Origin of the sequence: Flavobacterium sp. N2270 (assembly GCF_025947225.1) — a bacterium.
In the GTDB taxonomy this organism is placed as follows: domain Bacteria; phylum Bacteroidota; class Bacteroidia; order Flavobacteriales; family Flavobacteriaceae; genus Flavobacterium.
Genome location: NZ_CP110005.1, coordinates 280,903 through 305,814 on the forward strand (window position 1 = coordinate 280,903; position 24,912 = coordinate 305,814).

The 24,912-nt window shown below is 34.0% G+C and carries 21 protein-coding genes, 2 tRNA genes and 3 rRNA genes; 12 read left to right on the forward strand and 14 right to left on the reverse strand.

All coding sequences use genetic code 11. The annotated features are described in order from the left end of the window. From OLM55_RS01440 to OLM55_RS01455, 4 genes are all read right to left on the reverse strand, one after another. Positions 1-708, reverse strand: coding sequence for a MotA/TolQ/ExbB proton channel family protein (locus OLM55_RS01440; protein ID WP_264559645.1), 708 nt, complete (start codon positions 706-708; stop codon positions 1-3). A gap of 47 nt (positions 709-755) precedes the next feature. After that, complete coding sequence (gene nhaD / locus OLM55_RS01445) at positions 756-2,111, reverse strand: sodium:proton antiporter NhaD (RefSeq protein WP_264559646.1); 1,356 nt, start codon at positions 2,109-2,111, stop codon at positions 756-758. 7 nt (positions 2,112-2,118) lie between these two features. Then, positions 2,119-3,348, reverse strand: coding sequence for a Glu/Leu/Phe/Val dehydrogenase dimerization domain-containing protein (locus tag OLM55_RS01450; protein ID WP_264559647.1), 1,230 nt, complete (start codon positions 3,346-3,348; stop codon positions 2,119-2,121). 120 nt (positions 3,349-3,468) lie between these two features. Continuing rightward, complete coding sequence (locus OLM55_RS01455; RefSeq protein WP_264559648.1) at positions 3,469-4,539, reverse strand: anhydro-N-acetylmuramic acid kinase; 1,071 nt, start codon at positions 4,537-4,539, stop codon at positions 3,469-3,471. Positions 4,540-4,630: 91 nt separating this feature from the next. On the opposite strand from OLM55_RS01455, the gene OLM55_RS01460 reads away from it, so the two are divergent. The 4 genes from OLM55_RS01460 (at position 4,631) to OLM55_RS01475 (ending at position 7,717) form a co-directional block, all read left to right on the forward strand. Then, positions 4,631-5,770 carry an acyl-CoA dehydrogenase gene (locus tag OLM55_RS01460; RefSeq protein WP_264559649.1) on the forward strand — a complete coding sequence of 380 codons (1,140 nt, stop codon included), beginning with the start codon at positions 4,631-4,633 and terminating at the stop codon, positions 5,768-5,770. A 187-nt stretch (positions 5,771-5,957) separates the two neighbouring features. Next, entirely contained in the window at positions 5,958-6,857 is a 900-nt protein-coding gene (locus tag OLM55_RS01465) for a hypothetical protein (RefSeq protein WP_264559650.1), read from the forward strand. Between the two features lie 30 nt (positions 6,858-6,887). Beyond that, the gene (locus OLM55_RS01470) at positions 6,888-7,346 is read left to right on the forward strand and encodes an RNA methyltransferase (protein ID WP_264559651.1); all 459 of its coding nucleotides are present in this window, start codon (positions 6,888-6,890) and stop codon (positions 7,344-7,346) included. Between the two features lie 167 nt (positions 7,347-7,513). Continuing rightward, positions 7,514-7,717, forward strand: coding sequence for a hypothetical protein (locus OLM55_RS01475; protein WP_264559652.1), 204 nt, complete (start codon positions 7,514-7,516; stop codon positions 7,715-7,717). A gap of 341 nt (positions 7,718-8,058) precedes the next feature. Here OLM55_RS01475 and rrf read toward each other — a convergent pair. The 6 genes from rrf to OLM55_RS01505 form a co-directional block, all read right to left on the reverse strand. Then, positions 8,059-8,168, reverse strand: a 5S ribosomal RNA gene (rrf, locus tag OLM55_RS01480). A 149-nt stretch (positions 8,169-8,317) separates the two neighbouring features. Continuing rightward, a 23S ribosomal RNA gene (locus OLM55_RS01485) occupies positions 8,318-11,199 on the reverse strand. A 148-nt stretch (positions 11,200-11,347) separates the two neighbouring features. After that, positions 11,348-11,421 (reverse strand) — tRNA-Ala (locus OLM55_RS01490). Positions 11,422-11,501: 80 nt separating this feature from the next. Beyond that, a tRNA-Ile gene (locus OLM55_RS01495) sits at positions 11,502-11,575 on the reverse strand. An 86-nt stretch (positions 11,576-11,661) separates the two neighbouring features. After that, a 16S ribosomal RNA gene (locus tag OLM55_RS01500) occupies positions 11,662-13,177 on the reverse strand. Together the 16S, 23S and 5S rRNA genes with 2 tRNA genes alongside form the textbook arrangement of a ribosomal RNA operon. A gap of 795 nt (positions 13,178-13,972) precedes the next feature. Then, a complete protein-coding gene (locus OLM55_RS01505; protein WP_264560576.1) occupies positions 13,973-15,205 on the reverse strand; it encodes an ABC transporter permease in 1,233 nt (410 codons plus the stop codon). Positions 15,206-15,212: 7 nt separating this feature from the next. Between OLM55_RS01505 and OLM55_RS01510 the strand changes: the two genes are divergently transcribed. Together OLM55_RS01510 and OLM55_RS01515 are read left to right on the forward strand one after the other, a co-directional pair. Then, positions 15,213-16,427 carry a DUF1343 domain-containing protein gene (locus tag OLM55_RS01510; protein ID WP_264559653.1) on the forward strand — a complete coding sequence of 405 codons (1,215 nt, stop codon included), beginning with the start codon at positions 15,213-15,215 and terminating at the stop codon, positions 16,425-16,427. Beyond that, a complete protein-coding gene (locus OLM55_RS01515; protein WP_264559654.1) occupies positions 16,420-16,974 on the forward strand; it encodes a hypothetical protein in 555 nt (184 codons plus the stop codon). The genes OLM55_RS01510 and OLM55_RS01515 overlap by 8 nt, the downstream gene beginning before the upstream one ends. A 19-nt stretch (positions 16,975-16,993) precedes the next feature. Here the strand turns inward: OLM55_RS01515 and OLM55_RS01520 are convergent, their stop codons facing one another. Further along, complete coding sequence (locus OLM55_RS01520) at positions 16,994-17,491, reverse strand: YkgJ family cysteine cluster protein (RefSeq protein ID WP_264559655.1); 498 nt, start codon at positions 17,489-17,491, stop codon at positions 16,994-16,996. A gap of 78 nt (positions 17,492-17,569) precedes the next feature. Here OLM55_RS01520 and OLM55_RS01525 point away from each other — a divergent pair, with 78 nt between their 5' ends. After that, the gene (locus tag OLM55_RS01525) at positions 17,570-18,277 is read left to right on the forward strand and encodes a class I SAM-dependent methyltransferase (protein ID WP_264559656.1); all 708 of its coding nucleotides are present in this window, start codon (positions 17,570-17,572) and stop codon (positions 18,275-18,277) included. On the opposite strand, the gene OLM55_RS01530 is transcribed toward OLM55_RS01525, so the two are convergent. Together OLM55_RS01530 and OLM55_RS01535 are read right to left on the reverse strand one after the other, a co-directional pair. Further along, positions 18,270-18,653: an energy transducer TonB gene (locus OLM55_RS01530; protein WP_264559657.1), complete on the reverse strand. Its 384-nt coding sequence runs from the start codon at positions 18,651-18,653 to the stop codon at positions 18,270-18,272. The genes OLM55_RS01525 and OLM55_RS01530 overlap by 8 nt on opposite strands. 4 nt (positions 18,654-18,657) lie before the next feature. Beyond that, positions 18,658-19,290, reverse strand: coding sequence for a 7-carboxy-7-deazaguanine synthase QueE (locus OLM55_RS01535; protein ID WP_264560577.1), 633 nt, complete (start codon positions 19,288-19,290; stop codon positions 18,658-18,660). Positions 19,291-19,402: 112 nt separating this feature from the next. Between OLM55_RS01535 and OLM55_RS01540 the strand changes: the two genes are divergently transcribed. After that, the gene (locus OLM55_RS01540; protein WP_264559658.1) at positions 19,403-19,762 is read left to right on the forward strand and encodes a cupin domain-containing protein; all 360 of its coding nucleotides are present in this window, start codon (positions 19,403-19,405) and stop codon (positions 19,760-19,762) included. 23 nt (positions 19,763-19,785) lie between these two features. Here the strand turns inward: OLM55_RS01540 and OLM55_RS01545 are convergent, their stop codons facing one another. Next, complete coding sequence (locus OLM55_RS01545; protein ID WP_264559659.1) at positions 19,786-21,129, reverse strand: FAD-dependent oxidoreductase; 1,344 nt, start codon at positions 21,127-21,129, stop codon at positions 19,786-19,788. A gap of 125 nt (positions 21,130-21,254) precedes the next feature. Between OLM55_RS01545 and OLM55_RS01550 the strand changes: the two genes are divergently transcribed. Genes OLM55_RS01550 through OLM55_RS01565 form a run of 4 tightly spaced genes read left to right on the forward strand, consistent with a single transcriptional unit; the run spans position 21,255 to position 24,882 of the window. Beyond that, positions 21,255-21,902, forward strand: a complete 648-nt coding sequence (locus tag OLM55_RS01550; protein ID WP_264559660.1) for a flavin reductase family protein — start codon at positions 21,255-21,257, stop codon at positions 21,900-21,902. Next, positions 21,892-22,056: a DUF2256 domain-containing protein gene (locus OLM55_RS01555; RefSeq protein WP_264559661.1), complete on the forward strand. Its 165-nt coding sequence runs from the start codon at positions 21,892-21,894 to the stop codon at positions 22,054-22,056. The genes OLM55_RS01550 and OLM55_RS01555 overlap by 11 nt, the downstream gene beginning before the upstream one ends. Continuing rightward, positions 22,031-23,353 carry a DASH family cryptochrome gene (locus OLM55_RS01560; protein WP_264559662.1) on the forward strand — a complete coding sequence of 441 codons (1,323 nt, stop codon included), beginning with the start codon at positions 22,031-22,033 and terminating at the stop codon, positions 23,351-23,353. The genes OLM55_RS01555 and OLM55_RS01560 overlap by 26 nt, the downstream gene beginning before the upstream one ends. After that, the gene (locus OLM55_RS01565) at positions 23,350-24,882 is read left to right on the forward strand and encodes a cryptochrome/photolyase family protein (protein WP_264559663.1); all 1,533 of its coding nucleotides are present in this window, start codon (positions 23,350-23,352) and stop codon (positions 24,880-24,882) included. Before OLM55_RS01560 ends, OLM55_RS01565 begins: the two co-directional genes overlap by 4 nt. Positions 24,883-24,912 lie beyond the last annotated feature (30 nt).

Below are 24,912 nucleotides of genomic sequence, written 5' to 3' on the forward strand. Positions count from 1 at the left end.
TTATACTGGTTCGTTTAATAAATCTAAAAACTCAACTGCATTAGCTTCCATTTGGTTAACAATCTTATTTGTTTTAACAACTAAGTGATTATAACCCATATAAGCAATGATACCAACGACAAGACCAACTACTGTTGTAGTCATTGCAGTATAAATACCTTCGGCAAGAGCACCAACTTCAATTTGCCCACCTCCGCTAGCCATTTTATGAAAAGCAAGAATCATACCAAGTACTGTTCCTAAGAAACCAATCATAGGTCCGGCTCCAGAAATAGTAGCCAACATACTTGTGTTTTTTTCTAACTTATACAATTCAAGATTACCTGCGTTTTCAATTGCAGTATTAATATCTTCTAAAGGTTTTCCAATGCGAGAAATTCCTTTTTCAATTAAACGAGCGACTGGTGAATTTGTTTGAGCACATAACATTTTTGCTGCATCTATTTTTCCTGAAGAAATATGTAACTTAATATTATTCATAAAGCTAGAGTCAATTTTACTTGCTTTATTGATTGCCATAATTCTCTCAAAATAAAGAAATAAAGCCATAAATAACAACAAGAACAAAACAATCATTATTGCTATACCACCTGCTCCACCACTTGTAAGTAAGGACCAAATTGATAAAGTTTGTTCAACTGGTTGTGTGTCTTCTGGTAAAATTTGACTTGCTACAGCTAAACTATCTGCTTGAAGAAATATATTCATGTTTAAAATTTATTATATAACGAATAATTTAAAAAAAAATTGTTTTTTTAATGAGCAGCGTTTAGTAAAAAATCTCTTAAAATGATAAAACCTGCAGAGCCTGCCAAGAAACCAACTAACGCTAACCATCCAATATTTTTTAAATACCACATGAAGTCAATTTTTTCCATTCCCATTGCAACAACACCTGCAGCAGAACCTATAATTAAGATACTACCTCCAGTACCAGCTGAATAAGCAATAAAATGCCATGCTGGTTCATCCATTCCAATTTGAAACATTCCAATACTTGCTGCAACTAATGGTACATTATCGATTACTGCTGAACCTACTCCTAACAATAAAACTACTAAATCAGAAATTTTTGTAGAAGAATGTTCAGTACCAAGGTAAGGAACATTAGCTTCTAAAGTTCCTGCAAAGTCAAATAACATTCCCAGAGATTCTAAAGCTGCAACAGCCATTAAAATTCCTAAAAAGAACAAAATACTTGGCATTTCAATTTTTGATAGCGACTTATGAACAGGCGAATGATGTCCGCCTTCTGAAGTAGCTTCACCTAATGTAAATTTTCTATTACTTAAAAACTCTGCTACAGCAGCTACTACCGCTAAAGACAACATCATTCCTACATAAGGTGGTAAATGTGTTATTGTTTTAAATACAGGTACAAATAGAATTGAGCCCAAACCTAAGTAGAACATTATTGCACTATATTTATCAGTAGATTTCTCTTCTTCAACTTCTGGCTCAATAAAACCTTTAAATATCTTCATTCGAGAAGCAATAAATGTAGGAACTGCAAAACATAAAATAGAAGGCAACAATACGTGCTCAATTAATTGCGCTGCAGAAACTTTATTTGCAATCCAAAGCATTGTTGTAGTAACATCTCCGATTGGAGACCAAGCACCACCTGCATTAGCTGCAATTACAATTAATCCAGCAAACCACAGACGCACTTCTCTGTCTTTTATGATTTTTTGTAAAATTGTAATTAATACAATTGTTGCTGTTAAATTGTCGATAATTGCTGAAAGTACAAATGCCAAAATAGTAAACAACCAAAGTAACTTTCCTTTACTTTTAGTTTTAATAAATGATTTAATAGTAGAAAAACCATCAAAATAATCAACAATTTCAACAATAGTCATAGCTCCCATAAGGAAAAATAAAATCTCGGCTGTTTTTCCTAAATGATGTAACAAAACACCTTCTACATGATGGCTTTCTTTTCCAACACCAGGAAGAATCTCAAAAACTTCCAAATGATTTACAGCTATTAATGCCCATAAAATTGCCATCATTCCTAAAGCAGGAATTAATTTGTCAATTTTAAAAGTGTGTTCCATAGCTATTGCAACATAACCAAGAACAAATATTGTAATTAATAGAATTTCCATTTTTTAATTATTTAATAAGTTGTTTTAAAGCAATTTCAAATGCGCGAGCACTAATATTCTTTTTATCTGAATTTGCATCGAATGTTTTTTGAATTGCTGATTTTATAATATTTGAAGTGTCAGAAAAAATTGATTCATCAGTCATTTGTACTTTTTTCTCCATAAAATATGCAAAAACTCTTGCCATTCCACAGTTCGAAATAAAGTCTGGAATTAAACTTACTTTAGAGTCTGTTTCTTCCATAATTGACCCAAAGAAAATTTCTTTATCAGCAAAAGGAACATTAGCACCACATGAAATTACTTCTAAACCAGATTCAATCATTGCGTCTACTTGTGTTTTTTGAACTAATCTTGAAGCTGCGCACGGTGCGAAAATATCTGCACCTAAAGTCCAAATTTTCTCATTTATTTCATCAAAAGGAATCATATTAGGCGCAACTAATTTATTTCCATCTTTATTTAAGAATAGTTCTGTAATTTCTTGAAATGAAAAACCATTTTCATTAATTAAACCACCATCTCTATCAATAATTCCAACTACTTTAGCTCCCATTTCAGCTAAATAAAAAGCTGCTGCAGAACCTACGTTTCCAAAACCCTGAACAATAGCTTTTTTCCCTTTTACATTACCACCATAAATATCATAAAAATGACGAACAGCTTCAGCAACTCCATAACCGGTAATCATATCAGCAATTGTATACTTTCTGTTTACATCTGGAGAAAAATTTGGATTTTCTATTACTTTGATTACTCCTTGACGCAATTGTCCAATTCTATTAATTTTATCTGCTTCTGTTGGTTGAAAATGTCCATTAAAAACTCCTTCTTGCGGATGCCAAACACCACAAGCTTCTGTCATAGGAATAACTTCATGAATTTCATCCACATTTAAATCTCCACCAGTTCCATAGTAGTTTTTAAGCAAAGGAGAAACTGCTTTATACCATCTTTCTAAAACACCTTTTTTACGAGGATCATTTGGATCAAAATTAATTCCTGACTTTGCACCACCAATTGCTGGTCCAGAAACAGAAAATTTAACTTCCATAGTCTTAGCTAAAGAAAGTACTTCATTCATATCTAACCCTTTACGCATTCTGGTTCCGCCACCTGCAGCACCACCTCTTAAAGAATTAATTACCGTCCATCCTTCTGCTTCTGTTTCAGGATCTTTCCAATTGAATACTATTTCTGGTTCTTTATTTTCAAATTTCTTTAATAAATCTTTCATTTATGTTCGTTCTTTTGAGTTTTACAAATATACATATTCTTATGAATTATGTATATTCTGTAACTCTAAATTAACAAGTTGGCATTTCAAAAAAACAACTGATAACTGATTTTCAGTGTATTATAAATTATAGTGAAAAACTTTTCCTGAACAATGATCCTTATTTGCTCCAGTAACTGACGATAATACATTAATTTCATTACGCAATTTTAAAACTCCTAGTAATGCAAAAACAAGTGCTTCTTTAAACTCTAACGTAACTTTATCAGGAATAACAATATTAATTTCAGGCAAATAACTTTGCATTCGTTCAATTAAAAAATCGTTATAAGCTCCTCCTCCAGTTACTAAAAGTGATGTATCTCCTCGAGATATTGAGCTACTTATTTGAAAAGCAACATGTTCTACAAATGTTCGCAACAAATCAATTTCAGAAATCTTATATTTAGAAATTAACGGTAATATGATTTCATTGACAAATTCAATTCCTAGTGATTTTGGATAAGGCAATTTATAAAAAGGTAAGCCATTCAATTCGGCTAATAACTTAGTATTTAAATTTCCACTTCTTGCTAAACTACCTCTATCGTCATAAGCAAAACCTAATTTATTTGCATACAAATTCATCACAGTATTAACAGGTGAAATATCAAATGCAATTCTACGTGAATTTTCTTCAAATGAAATATTCGAAAATCCACCTAAATTCAAACAATATTCATATTGAGAAAACAACAAACGATCGCCAATAGGCACTAATGGCGCTCCTTGACCACCAAATTCAACATCTTGAACTCTAAAATCACAAACTACATTTTGCTTAAGCAAAGTATATAGTTTCTCAAGATTACCTATTTGAAGTGTAAATCCATTTTGTGGTTGATGTAAAACTGTGTGTCCATGAGAAGCAACTGCATCAATTTCAACAATAGAATACTTCAAAATAAAAGAATTTATTATTCTAGCCAATTCTTCCGTGTAAGATTCATTTAAATCTAACAGCTCTTGTTTTGAAGAATTTACAGCACTTGACAACAGATTAAACCAATAGTCTGAATAAGGAATAGTTTCCGAAAAATGAATATCAAAATCCCACTTATCAGAATATGTTAAGGTTACATAAACCAAATCTACACCATCTAACGATGTGCCCGACATTACGCCAACAACCTGATAACTATCTTTAAACATGGGTTAAAATTACAAATTACTATTGAAAAATTGCTAATTAATAAGTACATTTGAAAACTTTTATAAAATACACCAACTTTATTAATATACTATGGATTTTAAATTAACCGAAGAGCAATTAATGATTCAGCAAGCTGCTAGAGATTTTGCTCAAACAGAATTATTACCTGGAGTAATAGAAAGAGACGAACACTCAAAATTTCCTACTGAACAAGTTAAAATGATGGCTGATTTAGGTTTCATGGGAATGATGGTTGACCCAAAATATGGTGGAGCTGGTTTAGACAGTGTTTCTTATGTTTTAGCAATGGAAGAAATTGCAAAAGTGGATGCATCTGCAGCAGTAATCATGTCGGTTAATAATTCACTAGTGTGTGCTGGATTAGAAAAATACGGCTCGGAAGAACAAAAAGTTAAATATTTAACACCACTTGCTAAAGGAGAAGTTATTGGAGCATTTTGTTTATCAGAGCCAGAAGCAGGTTCTGATGCAACTTCTCAAAGAACAACTGCAATTGATAAAGGCGACCATTATTTATTAAACGGTACAAAAAACTGGATTACAAATGGTGGAACAGCATCTACTTATTTAGTAATTGCTCAAACGGATGCTGCAAAAGGTCACAAAGGAATTAACGTTCTTATTGTAGAAAAAGGAATGCCAGGTTTTGAAGTAGGACCTAAAGAAAAGAAAATGGGAATTCGTGGTTCTGATACACATACTTTATTATTTAATGATGTAAAAGTTCCTAAAGAAAATAGAATTGGTGCAGACGGATTCGGATTTGCATTCGCAATGTCAACACTAAACGGAGGAAGAATAGGAATTGCTTCTCAAGCTTTAGGAATCGCTCAAGGTGCTTACGAATTAGCTTTAAAATATGCTCAAGAGCGTGTAACTTTCGGAAAACCAATTTTCCAACACCAAGCAATCGCTTTCAAATTAGCAGATATGCATGTTAAAATAACTGCTGCTAGATTATTAATTCACAAAGCTGCTGCCGAAAAAGATGCTGGTGAAGATATTGCTCATTCTGGTGCAATGGCAAAATTATACGCTTCTGAAATTGCCTTAGAAGTAGCTAATGATGCAGTACAAATTCACGGCGGAAATGGATATGTAAGCGAATACCACGTAGAAAGAATGATGCGTGATTCTAAAATCACACAAATTTACGAAGGAACTTCAGAAATTCAACGTATTGTAATTTCAAGAGGATTAGTAAAATAAGCTAACGCTAATAAATATTATAAAGTCCGATTTTTAAGTCGGACTTTTTTTATGCTGTGCCCTCCACTTCGTTACGGTCGGGCTATACGCTATATCTTTTACTCCATTTGCATTTCATAAAAGGATGCCGCTGCTATCCCTCACAGAAAATCGTACAAGAGACAAAAATTTATTATAAATTAGCATTATGAAAATAAAAGATTTAAAATACTTTGTAGTTTTCTTAATTATAATCTCTTGTAATGAGTTATCAAGAGAAAATGAATTTTACTCGTCAGGAAATATAAAAACCTTACATGAATATAAAGGCAATAAATTATTAAAATCTACTTTTTATTATGATAATAATGAAATAAAATATAAAGAGCTATTTTATAAATCAAAATATGATAGTTTAGTATATTATTATGATAACGGGAATGTTTTTAAAAAAGGAAAGAAAAACAAAGAAGGATTACATTTTGGAATTTGGAATTATTACACAAGAGAAGGTTATTTGAGTAATTCGAAAGAATTTTTATTAATTAATAATAGCTGGAGCAAAGGCAATTGGCTAAACCAAAGTGTCTATCTTAATAAGAAAGGTGATACAATGTATTATGGAAATAATAAATTTAACATTTATGACCAAGAAGAATTCAAGAAAGAATCAGAAGGTGAAAAAACTTCTTTTTTTGTAAGGTTTCATAAAAATAACATTAGTGACACAATAAGTATTTCAGAACCTTTTAGTTCAATTGCAGAAGATGGATTTCCAATGTGGGAAAAAGCTAATTCAGAAAGCTATATTGTTTTAGCAAAAGAAAAAAACAATTTCAATAGTGATTTTTCAAATGAAAATACAGTTAAACTAGATACATTTATTTGTCTTGAAAAAGATAAATTCAATCAAGGAATTTTACCAAATGTAAATAAAAAACATACTGTAGTCTTTGGTAGATGGTTTGATACACCTGGTAAAAAGTATTTGAGAGGGTATATGGTAGAACATTATAAAAGAAAAGCAACTCCTAATGACAGTGTTAGAGGAGAAACAAGACGAACATATTTTGAAAAAATAATTTATGTTAAAGACACAATTAATTGAAAACAATAAAAACACTTTGTACTTTACCTCATGAATGATAATTTTATAACCGAGTACTTCGGTATTGGCATACAAAACGGTAAAACTCCAGAAAATTTAGGTGTTTTATGGCGTTCTGCACAAAATTTAGGTGCTAGTTACATTTTCACCATAGGAAATAGATATGCCAAACAAGCTTGTGATACCCATAATGCAGTAAAATCATTACCTTATTTTCATTATGAATCCTTTGAAGATTTTTACAAAAACTTACCAAAAGGTGCACGATTAGTTGGCGTAGAACTAGATGAAAACGCAACTGATTTAGAAACCTTTGAACACCCAAGACGTTGTGTCTATTTATTAGGGGCAGAAGATCATGGACTATCAAAAAAAGCGATAGAAAAATGTCATTATTTGGTAAAATTTAAGTCCGAAAAAAGTTTAAATGTTTCCGTTGCTGGCAGTATTGTACTTTACGATAGAGGAATAAACAAACCTAGACAGTAATAATTATATAAAACATTACAATATTAAAAAACAGAGCTGGTAAAGGAATCGACAAAACATTGCAAATACTGATAAAGTAACTAACAGAATATTAAACCATGGAACAAGAACTGATATTGATAAAATGGAGGAAAATACTGTAAAAGGACATAAATAATTAAAAAGATATGAGTTTAGTAAATTTAGTTTTAAGTTTAGTTTTACTTTGCGCTGGAATTTATATTTTGTATGGTATATATAAGAAGCTATCGTCAAATCCAGGTACAAATACGAGCGGTGTGATTGCAGGAGTAGGATTTATTTATTTAGGATTTATGGGAGTTATAAACAAAATAAATATTATAGAATTAATTAAAGAGATTTTTAATTAAACCATAGTCTGATAGCTCGGATTTGTAGTCCGTGCCTACAAAGTAATTAAAGAAACATAGGCGAGCAATTAAAACGGTTCGCCTTTTTCAATCCTACAAAACAAATACTAAATCCAATTCTTAATTCATAACACCAAACCACAACACAATTTAAAGCTTCTTAGAACGCAATATCTATTTCGTTTGGTATAATAATTAATGTATTTCTTTGTCACCCTGACGCAAGGAAGGGTCACACCAGTAGCTAAACAGTATAAATTCAAGTAATTTAATGAGATTCCTCATTTCTAAAAACCCACATAAAACAAAAAACCCCGTTCGTTAGAACAGGGTTTTTAAAAGAAAGGCGGTGTCATACTCTCCCACAGGATTGCAGTACCATCTGCGCAAGCGGGCTTAACTTCTCTGTTCGGAATGGGAAGAGGTGAGCCCCGCTGCAATAACCACCTTAAGAGGTTAAATTGCTTTAGGCAATTTTTTCAAGTTTAATTATCAATTATTAATTGTTAATTATCCATTGAATAATATCTTAACATACTGAGACAAGAAAATCATGTTTGTATAGAAAGTTTCTCCCTCCCACCGAAGTGGGAGGAAAATGTACATAAGCTTACGGGTTATTAGTACTACTTGACTATGACATTACTGCCTTTACATCTATAGCCTATCAACCTAGTCATCTTCTAGGACCCTTAAAAGAAATCTCATCTTGTGGTGGGTTTCGCGCTTATATGCTTTCAGCGCTTATCCCTTCCAAACGTAGCTACTCTGCAGTGCTCCTGGCGGAACAACAGATACACCAGCGGTTTGTCCAATTCGGTCCTCTCGTACTAGAATCAGATCCACTCAAATTTCTTGCGCCCACAGTAGATAGAGACCGAACTGTCTCACGACGTTCTGAACCCAGCTCGCGTGCCACTTTAATGGGCGAACAGCCCAACCCTTGGGACCTTCTCCAGCCCCAGGATGTGACGAGCCGACATCGAGGTGCCAAACCCCCCGTCGATATGAGCTCTTGGGGGAGATCAGCCTGTTATCCCCGGCGTACCTTTTATCCTTTGAGCGATGGCCCTTCCATGCGGAACCACCGGATCACTATGCTCTACTTTCGTACCTGATCGACCTGTATGTCTCTCAGTCAAGCTCCCTTATACCATTGCACTCTACGCACGGTTACCAAGCGTGCTGAGGGAACCTTTAGAAGCCTCCGTTACTCTTTTGGAGGCGACCACCCCAGTCAAACTACCCACCAAGCAATGTCCCCCGAAAAACGGGGTTAGGCCCTAGATAAGCAAAGGGTTGTATTTCAACAATGACTCCACAACGCCTAGCGACGCCACTTCACAGTCTCCAACCTATCCTACACATCACTTATCCAAGGTCAATACTAAGCTATAGTAAAGGTGCACAGGGTCTTTTCGTCCCACTGCGGGTAAGCGGCATCTTCACCGCTACTACAATTTCACCGAGCTCATGGCTGAGACAGTATCCAGATCGTTACACCATTCGTGCAGGTCGGAACTTACCCGACAAGGAATTTCGCTACCTTAGGACCGTTATAGTTACGGCCGCCGTTTACTTGGGCTTCATTTCAATGCTTCTCCGAAGATAACATCTCCACTTAACCTTCAAGCACCGGGCAGGTGTCAGGCCCTATACTTCATCTTACGATTTTGCAGAGCCCTGTGTTTTTGATAAACAGTCGCCTGGATCTTTTCACTGCGGCCACGCATTTGCGTGGCGACCCTTCTCCCGAAGTTACGGGTCTATTTTGCCTAATTCCTTAGCCATGAATCTCTCGAGCACCTTAGGATTCTCTCCCCAACTACCTGTGTCGGTTTACGGTACTGGTACTTATAATCTAAGTTTAGAAACTTTTCTTGGAAGCCCTTAGGCACACTATCCCTTTGTCCGAAGACTCCGAGTACTATCGATCTTTGCCAGAATCTGCGGATTTGCCTACAGTCTCTATAGCTACAATCTTCAACGAACTATTCCGTCAGTTCGCGGTGCTTTCATCACTCCGTCATTCCATCACAATTATAAGTAGTACGGGAATATTAACCCGTTGGCCATCCACTACCCCTTTCGGGTTCGCGTTAGGACCAGACTAACCCACAGCTGATTAGCATAGCTGTGGAAACCTTAGTTTTTCGGTGTGCGGGTTTCTCGCCCGCATTATCGTTACTTATGCCTACATTTTCTTTTCTAAACAGTCCAGCATGACTCACATCACACCTTCGACCCAGTTTAGAATGCTCCCCTACCACTTGTAATAAATTACAAATCCATAGCTTCGGTAGTATACTTATGCCCGATTATTATCCATGCTCGTCCGCTCGACTAGTGAGCTGTTACGCACTCTTTAAATGAATGGCTGCTTCCAAGCCAACATCCTAGCTGTCTAAGCAGACAAACCGCGTTATTTCAACTTAGCATACATTTGGGGACCTTAGCTGATGGTCTGGGTTCTTTCCCTCTCGGACATGGACCTTAGCACCCATGCCCTCACTGATGAGGACCATTATATAGCATTCGGAGTTTGTCAGGAATTGGTAGGTGGTGAAACCCCCGCATCCAATCAGTAGCTCTACCTCTATATAACTATATTTCATCGCTGCACCTAAATGCATTTCGGGGAGTACGAGCTATTTCCGAGTTTGATTGGCCTTTCACCCCTACCCACAGGTCATCCCAAGACTTTTCAACGTCAACGGGTTCGGTCCTCCACTTTGGGTTAACAAAGCTTCAACCTGCCCATGGGTAGATCACACGGTTTCGCGTCTAACACTACTGACTAAAGCGCCCTATTCAGACTCGCTTTCGCTACGGATCCATGGCTTAACCACTTATCCTTGCCAGCAACGTTAACTCGTAGGCTCATTATGCAAAAGGCACGCCGTCACCCCACTTAAGGGCTCCGACCGCTTGTAAGCGTATGGTTTCAGGATCTATTTCACTCCGTTATTCACGGTTCTTTTCACCTTTCCCTCACGGTACTGGTTCACTATCGGTCTCTCAGGAGTATTTAGCCTTAGCGGATGGTCCCGCCAGATTCATACAGGGTTTCACGTGCCCCGCACTACTCAGGATACCACTATTCATATCTTCTCTTACTTATACGGGACTATCACCCTCTATGGTTAACCTTTCCAGGTTATTCTAATTCAATCCGCATGAAATGTCGTGGTCCTACAACCCCAATATTGCCGTAACAACATTGGTTTGGGCTAATCCGCGTTCGCTCGCCACTACTTACGGAATCACTTTTGTTTTCTTCTCCTCCGCCTACTTAGATGTTTCAGTTCAGCGGGTTTACTCTCCTATCGGAGTGACATGTCTTCAACATGCCGGGTTGCCCCATTCGGATATCTACGGATCAATTCGTGTGTGCCGATCCCCGTAGCTTTTCGCAGCTTATCACGTCCTTCATCGCCTCTGAGAGCCTAGGCATTCCCCATACGCCCTTATTTTGCTTATTGTACTTGTTTTATTAAATATCCTACATAAGTAGAATACCCAAAAATTTGTGCTTTCTATATATTTAATATATTTTCTTTTCTCAATATGTCAATGAACTTGTGGCGCGTCGCCACTGACAATAATGCCAGTTTTAACGTATAGCCGTTGTGGAGAATATCGGAGTCGAACCGATGACCTCTTGCGTGCAAGGCAAGCGCTCTAGCCAGCTGAGCTAATCCCCCAATTTTAAATCCAAAATTATGAATTCAGAATTATGAATTGTGAATCCCAACTTCTAGAATTTCCTTATAAGTTAAAAAAGTAGTCCCGGGCAGACTCGAACTGCCGACCCCTACATTATCAGTGTAGTACTCTAACCAGCTGAGCTACGAGACTCTGTTTTTTACTTATATTGTATTATTTGAACTAACAGCGAGAGTAATCCCCAATCAATAAAGAACCTATTCTTTATCTTTCTCTAGAAAGGAGGTGTTCCAGCCGCACCTTCCGGTACGGCTACCTTGTTACGACTTAGCCCTAGTTACCAGTTTTACCCTAGGCAGCTCCTTGCGGTCACCGACTTCAGGTACCCCCAGCTTCCATGGCTTGACGGGCGGTGTGTACAAGGCCCGGGAACGTATTCACCGGATCATGGCTGATATCCGATTACTAGCGATTCCAGCTTCACGAAGTCGAGTTGCAGACTTCGATCCGAACTGAGAACGGTTTTGAAGATTCGCATCTGGTCACCCAGTAGCTGCTCTCTGTACCGTCCATTGTAGCACGTGTGTGGCCCAAGGCGTAAGGGCCGTGATGATTTGACGTCATCCCCACCTTCCTCACAGTTTACACTGGCAGTCTCGTTAGAGTTCCCGACATGACTCGCTGGCAACTAACGACAGGGGTTGCGCTCGTTATAGGACTTAACCTGACACCTCACGGCACGAGCTGACGACAACCATGCAGCACCTTGAAAAACGTCCGAAGAAAAATCTGTTTCCAAATCTGTCGTTTCCCATTTAAGCCTTGGTAAGGTTCCTCGCGTATCATCGAATTAAACCACATGCTCCACCGCTTGTGCGGGCCCCCGTCAATTCCTTTGAGTTTCAAACTTGCGTTCGTACTCCCCAGGTGGGATACTTATCACTTTCGCTTAGCCACTCAGATTGCTCCGAACAGCTAGTATCCATCGTTTACGGCGTGGACTACCAGGGTATCTAATCCTGTTCGCTACCCACGCTTTCGTCCATCAGCGTCAATCAATTAGTAGTAACCTGCCTTCGCAATTGGTATTCCATGTAATATCTAAGCATTTCACCGCTACACTACATATTCTAGTTACTTCCTAATAATTCAAGCCCTACAGTATCAATGGCAGTTTCCTAGTTGAGCTAGGAGATTTCACCACTGACTTATAAGGCCGCCTACGGACCCTTTAAACCCAATGATTCCGGATAACGCTTGGATCCTCCGTATTACCGCGGCTGCTGGCACGGAGTTAGCCGATCCTTATTCTTACAGTACCGTCAAGCCTCTACACGTAGAGGTGTTTCTTCCTGTATAAAAGCAGTTTACAATCCATAGGACCGTCTTCCTGCACGCGGCATGGCTGGATCAGGCTTGCGCCCATTGTCCAATATTCCTCACTGCTGCCTCCCGTAGGAGTCTGGTCCGTGTCTCAGTACCAGTGTGGGGGATCTCCCTCTCAGGACCCCTACCCATCATAGTCTTGGTAAGCCGTTACCTTACCAACTAACTAATGGGACGCATGCTCATCTTATACCGTTGGAACTTTAATTATCAAATGATGCCATTCAATAATACTATGGGGCATTAATCCAAATTTCTCTGGGCTATTCCCCTGTATAAGGTAGATTGCATACGCGTTACGCACCCGTGCGCCGGTCTCAAGTTAGCAAGCTAACTCTACCCCTCGACTTGCATGTGTTAGGCCTGCCGCTAGCGTTCATCCTGAGCCAGGATCAAACTCTTCATCGTAGTGTTTTTAATATTGTACGATAAAGGCTAGGTTTATTTCTTAATCTCTTAAGTCTTACTCTCTTATTTTTTACAATCTAAATCCGAAGATCTAAATCGTGCTGTCAATCCAATATGTCTATGAACGTGTCATTCTTTTTATTATCGCTTGTTTCTCAAAGCGGGTGCAAAAGTACAACTTCTTTTTAATCTCACAAGTGTTTTTGAAAAAAAAATTAAATTTTTTATTTCTTATCCACTTACTCAATAATTCTCAGAACGTCGCCACAATTGCGGGCTGCAAAGGTAAAACCTTTTTTGACTCTGGCAAACTTTTTTTGAAAAAAAATTTTCTTTTTTACCAGCCGTTAACCCTAAGTTAACTTATCAATAAATGTAATGAACTTGCCTTTGAATGCGGGTGCAAAAGTAGCACCTTTTCTCATTCCCGCAAACCTTTTTTAATCTATTTTTTAAAGTATTTTTCTATCCTTTGATTACAAGATACTTACAAATCAAAAAAAATCAATTTTAAATTTTAAGTGCAAGAACAAATACAAGTTTTAAATGCTAATCTCTAGTTTTAAATACAAGTTCAAGAAACAGATTCAAGAAGAAAATTCATGTTTCAAACACAAAAATTAAATGAAATTGTTTTAAAAAACAACTTTAATACTTTATATATAGTATACAAATAAACAATTTACAACTCAAACAAACCCGCCATAGCCCCGAGTGTAGCGGCATCCTTTTATTAATTTTCCCTGAAAATAATAAAAGATACAGCGGAAAGCGGGAATAAGCTACTAAAAAAAATTAATCGAATCGGATGGCTTTTACCGGAGAAATCTTAGTAATTATATAAGAAGGAATTAATAAAACCAGTAAACAAATTATTATTGTTCCTAGATTTAAAAGTAAAATGTGTAGAAGATTAATATCGACCTGAACTTCGCTTACGTAATAATTTTGTGGATTCAACTTAATTATTCCGAATGTTTTTTGAAGAAACAATAAAGCGAGTGCGATTAGATTACCAAATAATAAGCCTCTTGAAATTAAATAAGCTGCGTTATACAAAAATATTTTTCGAATATTCCAGTTGTTTGCTCCCAATGCTTTTAAGATTCCAATCATTTGAGTACGCTCTAAAATAAGAACCAACAAGGCTACAATCATATTAATGGTTGCCACAACAATCATTACTATTAATATAACAACAATATTAAAATCGAATAGCTTAAGGAATTCGAAAATACTAAAGAATTTTTCCTCGATGGTTACACTATTATATGTAGGTGGAATTTCTTTATAGACTTTATCTCCAATTTCTTTAATTTGAGTGAAGTCGTTTATAAAAACTTCGAATGCTCCAATTTCATTTTTTTTCCACTTATTGATTCTCTGAACGTGACGAATATCACCTATAACATATGACGCATCAAATTCTTGAAAACCCGAATTATATATTCCAACAATTTTGAAATTACGAAGGTTAGGCATTTTACCACTTTCCTTCATGAAAAACGTATTGAACTTATCGCCCAACTTTAAATGCAATCGATTTGCTAAATATTGAGAAATTAAAACCTCTTCGTTAAGTTCGTCTTTATAATTAGGCAAACGCCCTTCAATAATATATTCTTTTATATTGGTCCAAACGTAATCTTTACCAACACCTTTTAATATAATTCCTTCAACCGAACTTTCTGTTCTGATAATTCCGGCTTTATTTGCGACTGCTTGAATATGATTTATTCCTTCAACCGTTTTGAACTTTGGATAAAAATCCTGATTAATAGATATAGGCTGGGTATGGACTTGAGATTGATTGTCGTCGAAATTTGCAATTACGATATGTCCGTTAAAAGCAGCTACTTTTTCGCGAATTTTATTTTGCAAACCAATTCCTGTTGCAACAGAAACGATCATCATGATAATTCCAATTGCAATTGCTGTTATTGCAATTTTAATTATTGGAGAAGAAATACTACTTTTATAACTTTTAGCAGTAATTAATCGTTTTGCTATAAAATATTCTAAATTCAAAATTATTATGGTCTCTAAATTGATGCTCAAAAATACATTTTTATTCTCGTTTATACTTCTTTTTTCATGTGGAAATTCGGCAAAGCCTAAAGTTGAAAGTCAAAAGTTGAAAGTTGAAAATATTGAAACCAAATTAGATTTTAAAACTGGTGCTGATAATTTTGAAAAATACATTCCGCTTTTAGAAAATAAGAAAGTAGGAATTGTAACGAATCAAAGCGGGATTTTGACCAATAAAACGCATTTAGTTGATTTCTTGTTGACTAAAAAAATTAACGTTCAAAAAATATATGCTCCTGAACACGGTTTTAGAGGAACTGCTGATGCTGGCGAAGTGATTAAAGATGGGAAAGATACTAAAACAGGCTTACCTATAATTTCTCTTTACGGAAATAATAAAAAACCAAAACCAGAGCAATTAGAAGGAATTGATATTATGGTTTTTGATTTGCAAGATGTTGGCGCTCGTTTTTACACCTATATATCTTCTTTGCATTATGTAATGGAAGCTTGTGCTGAAAATAATATTCCGCTGATAGTTTTAGACCGACCAAATCCGAATGGTGGAATTGTAGACGGACCGATTTTAGAAAAAGAGTTTACAAGTTTTGTAGGAATGCACCCAATTCCGGTTTTACATGGAATGACAATTGGCGAATATGCTAAAATGATTAATGGTGAAAAATGGTTACAAAACGAAACACAATGTGATCTGAGTGTAATTCCTTGTGAGAATTATAAAAGAACTATGTTTTATGATTTATTGGTAAAACCTTCGCCAAATTTACCAAATGCACAATCGATAAATTTATATGCAAGTTTGTGCTTTTTTGAAGGAACGAATGTAAGCGTTGGTCGCGGAACAGATAAACAATTTCAAATTTACGGTTCACCATATCTTAACAAAGGCGCATTTAGTTTTACGCCACAGCCTAACGAAGGCGCAAAAGACCCAACTTATAATGGAAAGCTTTGTTATGGTGAAGATTTAACTAAAATTGAACCTGTAAAACAATTGGAATTAAAATGGTTGATGAAAGCTTATGCTGAAACTACTGACAAATCGAAGTTTTTTAATTCGTTTTTTACCAAATTAGCCGGAACGAAAAAACTACAAGAACAAATTGAAAAAGGTATTTCTGAAAATGAAATTAGAGCTTCTTGGCAAAAAAGTTTGGTTGAATTTAAAGAAATGAGAAGTAAGTATTTGATTTATGAGTAATCTTTGGAACACAGATTTAACAGATTTAAATAATTTTCAAGGATTTACGTCGTTAAGTATATTATTGACAATAATTGTAGCTATAGTTTTCATTATTGCTTTAGTTTATTTTTTTAAAAACTCTAAATCTTATAATAGATATTCTATTCCTATATATTTTGTCATACTTATTGTTTTTACAGCAGCAGGTTTTATGTACATCAATAAAGACCAAAAAATAACAGATTTAAAAGCAGATTACGAAATAGCAATTGGTAAGATTGATAAATATATAGTTACAAAAGGCCTAAATATATCAAATAAATGCGATTTTACATTTGAGAAAAAAGGAAAAGTATTTTATGGAAACAACAATTCAAATCCTTATACAAATCTTCCAAATAAGAAACCAAATTTAGAATTAAGTTATCTGGTAATTTATCAAAAATCAAAACCAATAAATAGTTATATTCTTTTGAATTACTCAATAAAAGATAGTACTGATTTAAAAAAATATCAGACTTTATTTGAAAAAGAAATTCCAAAGAATGTTTTTAGAAATGATTAAAACTAAAATTTAAACTAAATCACAAAGGCATTTTTTCTTTCATTTTCTCTACAATATTGTAAGCTGCAGGACAAACTTCTACGTTTTTTAAAGTTAAATCAGTTATTTGTTGGAATTTCTTTCTATTGGTATGTGGAAATTCGCGACACGCTTTCGGACGAATGTCATAAATGAAGCATTTATTTTCATTATCTAAAAAAGTACAAGGCACACTTTGCAACACATAATCGTTGTCTTCATCTATTCGCAAATATTGATCAATGAATTGTTGTGGTTTTTGTTTGAAATTTTTAGAAATACGTTCAATATCGGTAATGGTAAATAATGGTCCCGTAGTTTTACAGCAATTAGCACAATCTAAACAGTCGGTTTTTTTAAATTCGGCATCGTGCAAATCCTGCATCACTTTATCCAAATTTTTTGGCGTGCGTTTTTTCAGCTTATCAAAATACTTTTTGTTTTCGATATGCGTATCTTTGGCAAGTTTTCCGAGTTCGTTTAGATTTGGTTTTAACATTATTTGAATTAATTCATTAAAGCTAAAACAAATTTAGACTTTTAAACTCATAAACTTCTAAACTCATTAACTTTTATTATGAAAGACCTTTTTGGAAAAGCCATTTTAGATTATCAAACTAATAATAATCCGGAAGATATCATTACGGAAACTTCTATTTCTGAAGCAGATGAAATGAGTGTTGCGTATTTGTTTCGTGATTTTAAAGAGATGCCAAAACTGGAACAAAAAGCATTACAATTGACTAAAGGAAAAGTTTTAGATGTTGGATGTGGCGCTGGAAGCCATGCTTTATATCTTCAAAATGAAAGAAAATTTGAAGTAACTGCAATTGACATTTCGGAAAACGCAATTGAAGCTTGTAAACTGCGTGGTTTGAAAAATGCTGAAATTGTGAATGTGTTAGATTTAGATGCTTCTGAAAAATTTGACACCATTTTATTATTAATGAATGGAACCGGTATTTTCGGTAAACTAAATCAAATTTCAACTTATCTTCAAAAATTAAAAATTCTTTTAAATGAAGGCGGACAAATTTTGATTGATTCGTCAGATATTATCTATATGTTTGACCAAGATGAAGATGGTGCCTATGAAATTAATGCAAATGGTTATTATGGTGAATTGACTTTTTCTTTAGAATATAAAGGAGAAAAAGAAGATGAATTTGATTGGCTCTATCTTGATTACAACACTTTACAAAATGCAGCACACGCAAATGGTTTAGAATGTGAACTGATTTTAGAAGGCGAACATTTTGATTATTTGGCTCGATTAACTAATTAAACGTTAGTGGCATTTTAAATTGAACACTAATTGGTTTCCCTCCTCTTCTTGCTGGTTCCCATTTAGGCGCTTTTTTTAAAACACGTATTAATTCTATTGCAGAATTAGTTCCTAAATCGCGTAATATTCTAATGTTCTTAACTTCTCCAAGCTCATTTACGTTAAAAGTAAAAATAATTTGACCTTTTCTTTCGACAGATGAAACATCAAAGTTTTCAATTATAAAATCATAAAACTTTTCAATATCTCCACCTTGAAATTTAGCATCTATTAAATCTCCATTTAAATATACTTCGCCTCCACCACCACCAAGTTGTGCATTTGAAAAATTGACAAAAAACAAACTAATTAATAAAGTAAAAACTATCTTTTTCATTGACTTAAGGAATATTCAAATATTTATGTGTTTGCAAAGAAACTCTCCATTTTGGATTATTCATTACATAATCAACTATTAGCGGAGTCATTTCTTCTTTTTTACTCCACTCTGGTTGTAAAAAAAGAATAGCATTTGGATTTGTTTTTGCAGCTTGTTCTTCAGCAAATTGAAAATCATGCTTATTGAAAATGATTACTTTTAGTTCGTTTGCAATATCATAAGCGCCTTGAACCGGTAATTTCATTTTCTTTGGTGATAAACAAAACCAATCCCAAGTTCCAGTTACTGGATATGCTCCAGAAGTTTCAATATGTACTTTTAAATCTTGTGCTTTTAATTGGGCTGTTAAGAAACTCATATCCCATGTTAAAGGCTCTCCACCTGTAACCACAACCGTTTTGGCATATTTTTTTGCATTAGCCACAAAAACATCAACATGTGTTGGTGGGTGCAACTCTGCATTCCAACTTTCTTTAACATCACACCAATGGCAACCCACATCGCAACCGCCAATTCTAATAAAATAAGCAGCTGTACCTGTATGATAACCTTCTCCTTGAATGGTATAAAACTCCTCCATTAAAGGCAACATTTCGCCTTTATCAACCGCAATTTGTGTTTCTTTCTTCAACATTGTACTTAAAATAGTTGTCAAAGATAAGGATTAGTGATTAGTAAATAGTAATTAGCGAATAGTAATTAGTGGATTTATGCTATTTTTGAAATAAATACTAATTTGAAAAATCATGAAAAAATACTTAATACAGAAAAATCCTTTTGTGGTTCCTACGACCGATGGAAAGTTAATTGAAGAGCATCATGGATTAGCATCTACTGAAAATAAAAACATTTCTATTGCTCACATGATTGCCCCACCAAAATGGAGTGAACCTTTTCAAACTCCAGAATTTGAAGAATATACGTATATTATTTCTGGTAAAAAGCAATTTATTATTGAAGACACAATTATTGTTTTAGAAGCTGGCCAATCTATAAAAATTGAAGCAAATACTAGAGTTCAATATTCAAATCCTTTTGATGAACCTTGTGAATATATTGCCATTTGCAAACCTGCATTTGATTTTAATAAAGTACATAGAGAATAAAAAAGTGGCAAAAAACCAGTTTTCTATTCTCTAAGTAATTGAAGAATACGTTGTTCAACTGGTTCTGTTTCCCAAATTTGTTCAATATTATCAATTTCAAGAATTTCTTTCATGATTTCGTTTTGTCTATCACCTTCAGCCAATGCTTCTGCATAAGGTTGGTGACTGAATGTAACCCTACTATACAAAGGTGTCCATTTATCTGGATATTTTTCTGAAAACCATTTTTCAATTTGCTTTTGCAAATGAAATTTATCATCGGCTGTTTTAGAACTCATTTCCATAAAATTACGATACGACAACTCAGCAATTGCATCTGCATTAGGCTTACGCGAACTTTCATATTCAGTAAAAATAGTTTGCCAATCGTCTCCGTATTGCTCCATCAATTCGCTTAAAACAGTAATGTCTTCAAATCCTGCATTCATCCCATGACCGTAAAAAGGAACAATTGCATGACAAGCATCGCCAATTAAAGCAACTTTATCATTAAATGTCCATGGAAAACATTTCATTGTTACCAGATAACTTTTTGGGTTTTTAAAGAAATCCTCAACTAAATTAGGAATAACATTTTCAGTAGATGGAAAATATTTGGCAAAGAAGTTTACTAATTTTTCTTTTGTATCCAATTCTTCGAAGGAGTTTTCTCCTTTAAAAGGCATAAATAAAGTACATGTAAAACTACCGTCTAAATTTGGCAAAGCAATTAGCATAAAGTTTCCACGTGGCCAAATATGTAGTGAACTGTTATCTAATTTATGTGAACCGTTTTCATTGGCAGGAATATTTAATTCTTTATATCCAACTTCTAAAAATTCTTGAGAATAATTAAACATGCTTTGACGTTGCATTCTATGTCTCACTCTTGAAAAAGCTCCATCTGAACCAAAAACTTTATCATATTTATAAGCTTTCCATTCTCCTCTTTCCTCTTCCCCTATGTGTAAAATAGCTTCTCCAAGCGAAACATCCCAAACTTTATGCTCAAAGAAAAACTCAACACCAACTTCTTCTGCTAAATCAATCATCTTTCTATTCAATACGCCGCGAGAAAGAGAATAAATAGCTTCACCTTCTTTGCCATATTTTTGATAATTAAGCGATTGATCCATCATGTGAATTGCCCTTTTTTCCATTGGCAATCCTATTTTTTTTATTTCATCTGCAATACCAATCTTTTCAAGTGCTTTCCATCCTCTATTAGACATCGCCAAATTAATTGAACGACCAGAGAATTTAATCTTTCTAATATCTGGACTTCTATCGTAAACATGAACAATGTGGCCTGCTTTTTTTAAGTATATTGCTAATAAAGAACCTACTAATCCAGCTCCAACTACAGCAATTTTTTTAGGTGTTTGCATTTTAAAAAATTTCTTACTACAAAAATAAGTAATAATTAAATGAGACCTGTCCCAAAATCATCTTTTTTACGAAAAAGAAATAATTTTGTTTAATATTTTTATATTTTTGTTAAACAAATAAAGCTATGATAAAAATCAATAGAACTGAAATTGATAAAATGAGTAAGATTGATCGTTTAAATCTTGTAAACTCAGCTACAGGATATAAGTCTGCTAACTTAATAGGAAGTGTTTCAAAAGATGGAATTGAAAATTTAGCAGTTTTTAGTAGTGTAACCCACTTAGGAAGTAATCCTGCATTAATAGGTTTTATAATGAGACCTGCAACAGTTGCAAGAAATACTTATAAAAACATAAAGGAGACAGAATATTTCACAGTTAATCATATAACAAAAAATCTAATACAAAGGGCGCATCAAACTTCGGCTAACTATATAGAAGAAGTATCTGAATTTGAAGCTACAGAAATTGAGTCTGAATATTTAAATGACACAAAACAACCCTTTGTTAAGGAAAGTCCTGTTCGAATACTTTGTAAATATGTAAATGAATATTCAATTGAAGAAAACGGTTGTATTCATATCATTGCATCAATTGAAGAAATAATAGTCGAAGAAAATCTTTTACAAAACGACAAGTGGCTTCAGCTTGAAAAAGGAGAGATAGTTACAATTAATGGATTAGATGGATATTGTCTTCCAAAATTAATCGACCGTTTTGAATATGCAAGACCAAATTCAACGGTAAAATCAATGTTAAAAAATGGCTCATAAAAAACTAAATCTTCCTGAAAAAATATGTAAAACTTGTGGCTTACCTTTTACTTGGAGAAAAAAATGGAAAAAAAATTGGGACGAAATAAAATACTGTAGTGATAAATGTAGATTAAATAGAAATTCCAATGATAAAATTCCAGATTCCAATTAAAATGAACAATCTAGTTTGGTTTAGAAATGATTTACGTGTTCAGGATAATAATTCTCTTTTTGAAGCGTCTAAAAACAAAAACAACGTAATTGGCGTTTATTGTTTAGATCCAAGACAGTTTGAAACGAACAAACACGGATTTAAAAAAACAGAAAAATTTAGAGCTAAATTTTTATTGGAAACCTTACGGGATTTAAAAAATAATCTGACAGAATTAAATATTCCATTATATATTTTTCATGACATTCCTGAAAATGTTATGCCAAAATTAATTGAACAACATGCAATAACATCAATCTTTTTACAAAAAGAATGGACACCTGATGAAGTGTTAATTAATACGAATGTTAAAAATAAAATAAATCTTTCTACAATTAAATGGACAGAAACCTACGATCAATTCTTGTTTCATCCTAGCGATATTCCTTATGCTAATTTTGATAAAATTCCAGAAGTTTTCACCGAATTTCGAAAAAAATGTGAAAAAGAAAGTAAAATTCGCCCTTGTGTTTCCATAACTACAATGCCAAAAGAAAATTTCTTTGAAACTTCTAATATTATTCCGAGTCTAGAAGATTTAGGATTAGAAAGTTTCAAATTACATAAAAATACTGCTTTTCCTTTTCCTGGCGGCGAAACAAATGCTTTAAAAAGAATAGAAAATTATTTTTTTGAAACCGAAAATTTATCCGAATACAAAAAAACAAGAAACGGATTAATTGGTGATAGTTACAGTTCTAAGCTTTCTGCTTGGTTGGCAAACGGAAGTATTTCAGCACGAACAATTTATTGGGAAGTTCAAAATTATGAAAGAGAAATTTGTAAAAATGAAGATACCTATTGGTTAATTTTTGAATTAATTTGGAGAGATTATTTTAAATATATTTCCTTAAAACACGGAAACAAAATTTTCCAACTAGATGGAATTTTGAATAATAAATACGATTGGAAATTTAGTCAAAAGGCATTTAATGATTGGGTTTCTGGCAACACCAAAGAACCTTTTGTAAATGCAAACATGAGAGAACTAGCTGAAACTGGTTTTATGAGCAATCGTGGACGACAAAATGTAGCAAGCTTTTGGGCCAAAGAATGGGAGCAAGATTGGAGGATTGCTGCCAGCTATTTTGAGAGCTTACTTATTGATTATGATGTACATTCAAATTATGGTAACTGGATGTACAATTCTGGTGTGGGAAATGACCCAAGAAATCGAAAATTCAATATTAAAAGACAAGCAGAACTATACGATGGAAAGGGAGAATATCAAAAAATTTGGTTGAAAAATAAACGATGAGAAAGCTACGACTTATATTAGGAGACCAACTAAATGCTAAGCATTCTTGGTTCAAACAAAAAAATAAAAACACAATCTACTTAATGGCCGAAATGCGCCAGGAAACTGATTATGTAAAACATCATATTCAAAAAGTGGTGGCTTTTTTCTTGTCGATGCGTAATTTTGCTGAAGCTTTAAATAAAGTAGGACACCAAGTAATCTATTTTAAAATTTCGGATAATGAGAACCAACATGATTTAGAAAAAATTATTACAAGAGTTATTTCTGATAAAAAAATTGAAAAATTTGAATACCAATTACCTGACGAATACCGTTTAGACGAACAACTGAAAAGTATTTGTAAAAACTTGAAAATAGAAAGTAAAGTTTATGACACCGAACATTTTTATACTTCTCGAAATGATTTAACTAATTTCTTTCATGGTAAAAAAATACTGTTGATGGAAAATTTTTATCGAATGATGCGTAAAAGACATCACATTTTAGTAATCAATGAACAACCAATTGGCGGTAAATGGAATTATGATCATAGCAATAGAAATAAATATAAAGGAGAAATAGCAATACCAAAACCTCTTTCTTTTAGTAAAGATGTTTTAAGTATAGTAAATGATATTCAAATGGCAGATGTGAAAACATTCGGAGAAATTGATGCTGAAAATTTTCCTTGGCCAACAACTCGTAAAGAAAGTATTGAACTTTTAGATTATTTCTGCACTAATTTATTGGCATATTTTGGAGAATATCAAGATGCTCTGTATAGCGAACATGCGTATTTATTCCATTCTCGTTTGTCATTTGCAATGAATTCAAAAATGATAAGTCCAAAAGAAGTTATTGATACTGTAATTACCTATTTTAACAATAATCAAGATACGATTGAAATTTCTCAAGTCGAAGGTTTTGTTAGGCAAATTTTAGGTTGGAGAGAATATATACGAGGTATTTATTGGAAAGAAATGCCAAATTACGCCAAAATGAATGCGTTGGATAACCAAAATAAATTACCTGACTTTTTCTGGACAGGAGAAACAAAAATGAAATGCATGCAACATGCAATTTCGCAAAGTTTAACCGAAGCCTATACGCATCATATTCAACGTTTGATGATTATTGGAAACTTTTCTTTATTAACTCAAATACATCCTGATGAAGTTGATGCATGGTATTTAGGAGTTTATATTGACGCTATTGAATGGGTAGAAATGCCAAATACGCGTGGCATGAGTCAATATGCAGATGGTGGAATTATTGCTACAAAACCATATGTATCTTCTGGAAGTTACATTAATAAAATGAGTAATTATTGTTCTAGCTGCCATTATAAAGTAAAAAACAAATTTGGCGAAAACGCTTGCCCTTTTAACAGTTTGTATTGGAATTTTTTAGATGATAAACGAGAACATTTTAAAAATAATCAACGTATGAATATGATGATGGCACTACTCAATAAAATAAAACCAGATGAATTAATACGTATAAAAGAGAAAGCACAATATATCATGGAAAACTTAGATTCCTATTAATAAAAAAGAGTTGTAAAACCTACAACTCTT